Here is an 8,067-nt window from a genome sequence, read left to right as displayed (position 1 = left end):
CAAGCAACGGGCCAGGCGCCACGACGTTGGCAAGACCGTCAAACGCCCCGAATCGATCAAGGAGCACCAAGCCCAGCGAGGTTAAACGCCAAGCTGAGGGGCGGCGCCGAAGTCCGAAGGGCCCCGTCGTGAAACACAGGCCCGCCCTCACGGGGCGTCACGGAACACCGCAGACCGGCTACACCTCGCCGGTGGCGAACAGTTCCAAGTGCCCGCACTTGGGGCAGCGGTACGCCTCGATCTGCCGGCGGGGTCGGCCCATCCGCTTGGCGCCCCCGAAGATCCCCCGCTCCAGCGCGCCTTCGATCCAGCGCGCGTAGCCACGCGAGTGTTCGCCGGCGTCCTCGATGAAACCTTCCATCAGGCCGACGGTGCCGCAGTGGGTGCACGTGTAGTTGCTCATCCGATGAGTGTAGGAATATGACTGCAGGAAAAGACATGCGATCCGTGGCTCGTTCGGCGACGAGCCGGGGCTGCGGACCTGGCATCGCAAGAGCAGCACGCCCAGTCTCCCCCGCCTGGCGAGGCGACCAGTCCAGCACCGCCCTCCACGCGCGCACCGTCACCGACGTGCGCGCGGCGCGAGGTGGGCCATGAGGAACAGCAGGAGTCCGCAGGCGGCGACAAGGATCCAGCCGGGGCGGGACGCCTGGGCCAGACCGGCGGGGGTGCTGTGCGCGACCAGGCCGCCGGCGAGGGCGATGCCGAGTGCGGAGCCGATCTGTCGTGCTGTGGACGTGATCGCTCCCGCCACTGCCGCCCGGGCGGGAGGCAGCCCGCTGACAGCGGTGTTGGTGATCGGCGCGTTGGCGAAGCCGAACCCGATGCCGATCAGCAGGTACGCCGTGACAAGGAGGGACAGGCTCGTGTGCCCGCCCAGTCCCACCAGGCACAGTCCGCCGCCCATGATGAAGCCGCCGGCCACGGACAGGGGCAGCCGTGGTCCGGTACGACCGACCAGACGACCGGACCACGGTGCGCAGAAGGCCGCTCCGAGGGCCATGGGCAGGGTGGCCGCTCCGGCGGCCAGGGCCGTGAAGCCGCGGGTGTGCTGGAGGTAGAGGGTGTTCAGCAGCAGTGTCACGTTCAGGGCGACGAAGACCGCCACGGCGCCCAGCACCGCACCGCTGAACACAGGGCTGCGGAAGAGCCGCAGATCCATGAGCGGCTCCTGCCGACGGCGCTCCACCCGCACGAACCCGACCGTCGCCAAAGCGGCGAAGCCGTAGGCGGCCAGTGCCGCCGGGCTCGTCCAGCCGATGCGCGGACCTTCGATGAGGACGCCGACCCAGACGGCGACGAGCACGGTGAGCAGCGCCTGTCCCGGAGCGTCGAGCCGTCGCACCCGGGGCCCCCGGGACTCCGGCACGAACACCGCGCTGAGCACCAGGGCGGCCGCGACGACCGGAGCGTTCACCCAGAACAGGGACCGCCATCCGAGCCCCGCGACGAGAGCCCCGCCCGTGACCGGACCCACTGCCATGCTCAGTCCGAAGACGGACGCCCAGACACCGATCGCCCGCGCTCGCTCCCGCGGGTCGGGCATCGTGTTCACCACGATCGCCAGAGCCACGGGACTGAGCATCGAGGCGCCGATCCCCTGCACCGCACGAGCCGCGACGAGCGCGCCCACCGAGCCGGCCGTCGCACAGAGCAGCGAGGCGGCACCGAACAGAGCCAGCCCCGTCCGGAACACGCGCCGGCGCCCGAACCGGTCCGCCAGCGCACCGGAGGAGATCAGCAGACCGGCCAGGACGATGGTGTAGGCGTCCACGCTCCACTCGAGACTTCGCGTCCCGGCTCCCAGGCCGCGCCCGATGGCGGGCAGACCCACGTTGACGATGGTGGTGTCCAGACCCACCACGAACATGCTCAGGCAGCAGACGGCCAGCACGGTCCAGCGTCTGCGCGCGCTCGGAACGGGTGTGCCGGGACTGGTCGTTGTGGAGGTCATGGCCTGCCTCTTCACCTCGGGGAACACTGCCCGGCCAGGTTCGGGCAGGACGACGGCCACCGCCGAGCTTCTTTGCGAAGACCGCAAAAGACCGGACACTGAGCCGTGTGGACACAGAACTGCAGCGGATACTCGATGCCATCGGGCCGAGGCTGCGCACCCTGCGCAAGGACCGCGGACTGACACTGGAGGCGCTGGCGGACGCCACCGCGCTCTCGGTGAGCACGCTGTCCCGTCTCGAATCAGGCAAGCGGCGCCCGACCCTGGACCTGCTCATCCCGCTCGCGCGGGCGCACCGCGTCGCACTCGACCAGTTGGTGGCCGCACCGGCCACGGGCGACCCCCGGGTCCATCTCACGCCCCTGCGCAAAGGGCACGGCAGCGTCCTCGTGCCACTGACGCGGTACCCGGGCCGGGTCCAGGTCTTCAAGCACGTACTGGCTCCCCGCGAGCAGAAACTGGTGACCCACGACGGCTACGAGTGGCTCTACGTCCTCGCCGGCGAGCTACGACTCGTTCTCGGGGACCGCGCATCCACTCTCCGCCCCGGCGAAGTCGCCGAGTTCGACACCAGGCAACCGCACTGGTTCGGCCCGGCCGACACGCGGCCGGTGGAGATCCTGCACCTGTTCGGGCCGAGAGGGGACCAGGCCGTCGTCCGCACGAGCCCATCGTCCTCGGCCGCTTCCACTGCCGCGCCGTCGTGATCCTGACGAACGCTCCCGGCCGCGGACGAGGGACGCCCTGTGCCACCTGACTGCCTGCCGGCACGCGACGCGCGGAAGGGTCCCGGACCCGGTCCCGTCAGGGGTGAGTTCCGGCCCCTGTGGCGCGGCCGGAGCGGTCGCGGGCCGCGCCGGTGCGGTCGCGGGCCGCGCCGGTGCGGTCGCGGCCGTCGTGGCCCCATGTCCCCGGCACCTGTTCATCGTCCGCGTCTCGGATCGGGCCGGGCGGGCCGGGCCGCGCCCTGCCGTGCCGTGCCGCGCCGCGCGGACGCCTCCGTCGAAAAAGAGTTGTCCCGGCCGCCGCGCTGCCACCAGGATCGGCCCATGACCTCGCTGATCACCTTCCTGCCGCCGACCGCCGCCGTCCGACCAGTGTGCGGCCGACAGCAGTCCTGCCCCTCTCGGAGGCCGACGCCCGCGCACGCATGACCGCGGCGCTGGTCTCGGGGCTGGTCGCCGGCTACGGCATCGCCGTGCCGGTGGGGGCCGTCGGGACGTATCTGGTGGCGCTGACCGCGCGGACCTCGTTGCGGACCGGCGCCTGCGCCGCGCTGGGGGTCGCGACCGCGGACGGCCTCTACGCGCTGATCGCCATGGTCGGGGGCTCCGCGCTGACGCACACCCTGGAGCCGGTCATGGACCCTCTGCGCCTGGCCGCCGGCCTGGTGCTCATGGCACTGGCCGTCCGCGGCGCGGCCACGGCGATCGCCCGGCACCGCAGGCCGTCGACGACCTCTCGGACCGACGCGGCTGCCCTTCGCCCGGCCCGGGCCTTCATGGGGCTGTGGGGAGTCACGATGATGAACCCCGTCACCGTGATCTACTTCGCGGCGCTCGTCCTCGGCAGCCGGACGACGGCGCAGCCGGATCACCTCGCGCGGACCGTGTTCGTCCTGGCCGCCTTCGCCGCCTCCGCCAGTTGGCAGTTGCTCCTGGCGGGCGGCGGGGCCCTGCTGGGCCGGCTGCTGACCGGCAGCCGGGGGCGGCTCGTCACGGCCCTGGCGTCCAGCGCCGTGATGACCGTCCTCGCCCTGCGCATGCTGCTCGCGCCCGGCTCCTAGCCCGGCCCCGCACCAGGAGCGCGGAGGTTCCGATGCTGAAGCGCGCCGGGTGCCGGGCCGGGTCAGCCGGTCGCCAGGGCCTTCAACCGGTCCAGGGAGCCGTTGAAGCGGTCGTGGTCGCCGACGGTCGGGCCGGTGGACGTGTACTGCCACATCGTGTGGTAGGACCAGCCCGACGGCAGCGTCCCGGCGGTGGAGGCGTAACGGGCGATCCACAGCGGATTGCTCGGGGCGAAGCCGGCGTAGTTGCCGGTGCAGCTGGTCCACCAGCTGGTCGCCGTGTAGATGATCGCGTCACGGCTGGTGCGGGACTTGTAGCGGTTCAGGAAGTCGCGGATCCAGGCGATCATGTCGCCCTTGGACTTGCCGTAGCAGTCGCTGCCGTACGGGTTCCACTCGATGTCGAGCACGCCGGGCAGGGTCTTGCCGTCCTTGGACCAGCCCCCGCCGTGGGCCAGGAAGTAGTCGGCCTGTGCCGCGCCGCCGCTCTTGTCCGGGGTGGCGAAGTGGTAGGCGCCGCGGACCATGCCCGCGTTGTAGGGGCCGTCGTACTGCTGGGTGAAGTTGGGGTTGGTGTAGTAGGTCCCCTCGGTGGCCTTCGTGTAAGCCCACCTGACGCCGCTGCCCCACAGGGTCGGCCAATTGACGTTGCCCTGGTAGCTGGAGACGTCGACGCCTTCGATCTCGGTCGCCCGGCCCGTCGTGGGCGGGGTGCCGGTGTCGCCGGCGCGTCCGTCGTGGGCCAGGACGCCGATTCCCATGTACGCGCTGCCGCGCGATGGCACGGTCGGGGCGGACTCGGGGTGGGCCGCGGTCGTGGACAGGGTGAGGAGAAGGCCGGTCAGGGCGCTCATGAGAGCGAGGCGTGAGCGGCCGCGGGAAAGGGTTACGGAGCTTCGCACGGCACCATCTGACACGTAGTCGGGTCGTCACGCACTTCAGGCACCGCCCAACGAACCCATCTCGGCCCGCGCCTGCTCCGTACGGGTGGACCCGGCAGGGCCGACGGGCCGGCCGTGGAAGACGGGGGGTACCAGGCGGTGCCTCCCACGGCCGGCCCCGGCCGGATCAGCCGTCGATGCGGTGCTGGGTCCAGAAGGAGGTGAGGTCGGTGCTCGTGGCGGCCTGGGCGGCGGCCTTGAACTCGGCCGTGGTCGACACGCCGTACCAGTGCGCGGCCGCGTAGTCCTTCAGCAGCTTGCCCATCGCGGTGTCGCCGAGCACGCGGCGCAGGTCGTGCAGGGCGCACTTGCCGTACCCGTAGACGACGGTGGAATAGCGGGAGGAATGCGCGTCCCAGTAGGCCATGGAGTTGGTGATCTTCTCCGCGCTGGAGGCCCAGGAGACGCTGTTCCAGCAGTTGGTGCCGGTCTTGCCGAGGGCGAGGTCGGTGGAGTAGTCGGCGAACGCCTCGTCGAGCCAGGGGCCGTTGTACTCGTCGTCGCCGACGATGCCGTACCACCACTGGTGGCCGATCTCGTGGGTGAGGGCGGTGGAGCTGACCAGGTCCAGGACGAAGCCGGGATACTCCATTCCGCCGAACCAGTAATTGTTGTCGATCACGGCGTCCAGCTCGCCGTAGGGATAGGCGCCGAAGCGGGCCGCGTGGGCGTCCACGGCGGTCTTGGCGGTGCTGAGCATGGACTGGGCGCTGGAGGAGCTGATGCCCGAGACGGAGTACACGTTCACCGCGACGCCGGCCGGCGAGGTGCCGGAGATCTTGGTGAAGGGGCCCGCGGCCCAGGCGAAGTCACGGACTTTGGACGCGGTCGCCGTCGTCACCGTACGGCCGCTGGAGCCGGGTGTGTCGGTGGAGGTGCCGGTGGCCGGGACCAGCAGGCTGCTGGGGTGGTCCAGGGTGACCTTGAAATCGGCGGCCAGGGAGTAGAACGACTCCCCGTTGTCGGTGTACGGGTCGAGGTGCCAGCCGGCGCTGTCGCGGACCGCCAGGACGGGCAGGGCGTTGCCGATGAAGCTGAAGGCGCCGTCGTGGCCGAACCGGTCGGCGCCGCTGGGCACGGTGATGGCGAGGTCGAGGCCGATGGTGGCGCTCTGGCCCTGGGCGAGCGGGGTGGGCAGGTCGACCTTGAGCGCGGTGCAGGCCACGGAGGGTGCCTCCGCGGTGCCTCCGGTGACGTTCGTGACCCGGATCGGCATCGCGTCGCAGGTGCCGTGGTAGTTGTCCCACAGCCGCAGGTAGACCTCGTTGAGCGCGCTGGCGGAGGCATTGGTGAAGGAGACGCTCTCGTGCCCGTTCCAGACGGTGCCGCTGGTGTCGCTGCTGAGGTTCACGGTGTACGAGGGCGCGGCCGGGGTCCGGGTGGAGTCGGCCGGCGGTGGCGCGGTGCCGCCGGAGGTGTCCAGCGCGATGTCGTCGAGGACGAAGCTCGTCTGGAGGCTGGAGTCCTCGGTGCCGGTGAAGGAGAGGCTGACGGTCTGCCCGGCGTACGCCGACACGTCGATCGACTTCCGCACGTATCCGGAGTTCTTGTCGAGGTTCGAGTAGGTGGCCAGGGTCGTGTTGCCGATCCTGGCCGTGAGCTTGTCGTAGGCGGTGGACGAGGTCGTCTCCGCGGTGTCGATGTGCAGCCAGAAGGTGAGCGTGGCCGCGTCGCACCCGGCCGGGACGGTCACGCTCTGGCTGAGGGTGTCCGTGTGGGTGCTGCCGACTCCGTCCAGCCAGGCGTACGAGGTGCCGCCGTGGGCGGTCTCGCCCGAGCGGCTGGTGATGACGGAAGAGGTGGACGCCGTCCACGGCGAAGTCCCGCTCTCGAAACCGCCGTTGGCGACCACCTGGGCCGGAGTGCAGGCGGCGGCCGCGTGGTGCGTGGCCGGCCGGGCGAGGGCGGGGGTTCCGGAAAGTACGAGGGCGGCCACCGCGACGACGGCTGTGGCACCGGCGCCGAGGGCCTTGTGGGGGGTCGTTCTCACACGCTACTCCTTTGCGGCGGCCGGGATTCCCGGCCTGCTCGATGGCCGCCGGCCGGCCGGGGTGCGCCGGGGGCGGCCGCTGACAGGGCTTGCGCGATCACTGCACCGAGCGGTGCGCCGCGTCCTCGGGGAGTCGGGGCGCGGGTGTGCCGAAAGAGTGACAGATTTGACCGGAGCATGCCAGAAGGAGTGCGCTGTGCGGAGATGCCGGACCGGTTCACCGGCGTGGCGGTACCGGTCAGGCGGTGCGCAGTGTCACGAAGACCGCCGCCGGCGTGGCGCCCTGCGGGTCCTGCCAGCCGCGCGCCACGTGACCGATCGCTCCCTCGGGGCGAAGGGGCGGGTTCTCCGGCAGGGGGTTGAGGACCCGGTGGACGTGGAGCACCGTGCCGAGCGGCACGGTGAGGCGAGTGCCCTCCGGGTCGTCGGCCGGCTCGGGGGTGAAGCCGTCCAGGGCGAGCGGCGTGCCGGTGTAGGAGCGGACCACCTCGGGGTCGAGGGCGCCGTCGACACTCTGGGAGTGCGCCTCGGCCGTGCCCTCGATCAGCGACAGCAGCTCGGTCACCAGCACCGGGTCGTGACAGCCGTCGTACACCCAGCGCCTGCCCAGCACACCGTGCTCCATCGTGCCCACGAGCGCGTGCTCCGCCCCGTCCAGCGGTGCCCCGCGATAGCTCAACGGAACCATGTAGGCGCTCGGTTCGGGAGTGGAGGTGTCGGTGACCACCATGAACTCCATGCCGACCTCGCCCGCGGGGTCGTCCAGCCGGAAGCCACCGGACCTGGTCAGCACCGGGGCGTCCGGGCCGCCGCGGTACCAGGGGCGGGAAGGCAGCCAGTCGGTGAGCAGCTCCAGCTTCGTGGGCTTGAGCGTGGTGTGGTGGATGACGGCCATGCCGGGGTTCCCCCTCCGTGGTACGGACGCTGGTCCCCGAAGCTTCGCACACCGTTCCCGCAGGTCACTCCCCCGCCTCGGTCGGCGCCGGGTTCAAGTGGTATGCCGGGCGCGCCGCTGGGCCGCACCGTGCGGCGCGGCCCAGCGGTCTCTCACGGAATTCCGGCTCCCCTCAGCCGGTCACTGTCACGGCATTCACGAATCCCGTGAATCCCGACCCTGCTCCTGCCCCTCGTGGTGCTCCTCGCTCGGCTTCGAACCCTTCGACGAGTGCTCCGGCTTCACCGGGTGGTGGGGGTATTCGGGCTTGACCGGGTGCTCCGGGTATTCGGGCTTCACGGGGTGCTGCGGAAGCTCCGGCTTCATCGGCCGCTCAGGCTTGACCGGAAGCTCCGGCTTCACCGGACGCTCAGGCTTGACCGGAAGCTCCGGCTTCACCGGACGCTCAGGCTTGACCGGAAGCTCCGGCTTCACCGGACGCTCAGGCTTGACCGGAAGCTC

Annotated in this window: 7 protein-coding genes and 1 pseudogene; 2 read left to right on the top strand and 6 right to left on the bottom strand. The window is 71.2% G+C overall.

Annotated elements, in window-relative coordinates:
• Window positions 1-178: 178 nt before the first annotated feature.
• Together ABZ919_RS41290 and ABZ919_RS41285 are read right to left on the bottom strand one after the other, a co-directional pair.
• Entirely contained in the window at window positions 179-403 is a 225-nt protein-coding gene (locus ABZ919_RS41290) for a hypothetical protein (protein WP_361259415.1), read from the bottom strand.
• Window positions 404-562: 159 nt separating this feature from the next.
• On the bottom strand, window positions 563-1,954 hold the full coding sequence (locus ABZ919_RS41285) for an MFS transporter (RefSeq protein WP_361259413.1): 1,392 nt from the start codon (window positions 1,952-1,954) through the stop codon (window positions 563-565).
• A 107-nt stretch (window positions 1,955-2,061) separates the two neighbouring features.
• Here ABZ919_RS41285 and ABZ919_RS41280 point away from each other — a divergent pair, with 107 nt between their 5' ends.
• Both ABZ919_RS41280 and ABZ919_RS41275 read left to right on the top strand, forming a co-directional pair.
• Window positions 2,062-2,661 carry an XRE family transcriptional regulator gene (locus tag ABZ919_RS41280; RefSeq protein ID WP_361259410.1) on the top strand — a complete coding sequence of 200 codons (600 nt, stop codon included), beginning with the start codon at window positions 2,062-2,064 and terminating at the stop codon, window positions 2,659-2,661.
• Window positions 2,662-3,104: 443 nt separating this feature from the next.
• Complete coding sequence (locus ABZ919_RS41275) at window positions 3,105-3,740, top strand: LysE family transporter (RefSeq protein WP_361259408.1); 636 nt, start codon at window positions 3,105-3,107, stop codon at window positions 3,738-3,740.
• A 62-nt stretch (window positions 3,741-3,802) separates the two neighbouring features.
• Here ABZ919_RS41275 and ABZ919_RS41270 read toward each other — a convergent pair whose 3' ends face one another.
• The 4 genes and pseudogenes from ABZ919_RS41270 to ABZ919_RS41255 form a co-directional block, all read right to left on the bottom strand.
• A complete protein-coding gene (locus ABZ919_RS41270) occupies window positions 3,803-4,594 on the bottom strand; it encodes a lysozyme (protein ID WP_361259407.1) in 792 nt (263 codons plus the stop codon).
• 214 nt (window positions 4,595-4,808) lie between these two features.
• Window positions 4,809-6,671 carry a M1 family aminopeptidase gene (locus tag ABZ919_RS41265; protein ID WP_361259404.1) on the bottom strand — a complete coding sequence of 621 codons (1,863 nt, stop codon included), beginning with the start codon at window positions 6,669-6,671 and terminating at the stop codon, window positions 4,809-4,811.
• Between the two features lie 238 nt (window positions 6,672-6,909).
• Entirely contained in the window at window positions 6,910-7,566 is a 657-nt protein-coding gene (locus tag ABZ919_RS41260) for a 1,4-alpha-glucan branching protein (protein WP_361259401.1), read from the bottom strand.
• A gap of 195 nt (window positions 7,567-7,761) precedes the next feature.
• Window positions 7,762-8,067: pseudogene (locus ABZ919_RS41255) on the bottom strand (hypothetical protein); the annotation flags it as partial.

This window comes from Streptomyces sp. NPDC046759 (genome assembly GCF_040645475.1).
GTDB lineage: Bacteria > Actinomycetota > Actinomycetes > Streptomycetales > Streptomycetaceae > Streptomyces.
Note: the sequence above shows the minus strand (reverse complement) of the source record. Positions and strands in the feature narration are given on the sequence as shown.

Excerpts from the sequence above, each read along its gene's own strand:
- ABZ919_RS41270 (WP_361259407.1), bottom strand. The coding sequence starts at position 4,594 with ATGAGCGCCCTGACCGGCCTTCTCCTCACCCTGTCCACGACCGCGGCC.
- ABZ919_RS41290 (WP_361259415.1), bottom strand. The coding sequence starts at position 403 with ATGAGCAACTACACGTGCACCCACTGCGGCACCGTCGGCCTGATGGAA.
- ABZ919_RS41260 (WP_361259401.1), bottom strand. The coding sequence starts at position 7,566 with ATGGCCGTCATCCACCACACCACGCTCAAGCCCACGAAGCTGGAGCTG.
- ABZ919_RS41275 (WP_361259408.1), top strand. The coding sequence starts at position 3,105 with ATGACCGCGGCGCTGGTCTCGGGGCTGGTCGCCGGCTACGGCATCGCC.
- ABZ919_RS41285 (WP_361259413.1), bottom strand. The coding sequence starts at position 1,954 with ATGACCTCCACAACGACCAGTCCCGGCACACCCGTTCCGAGCGCGCGC.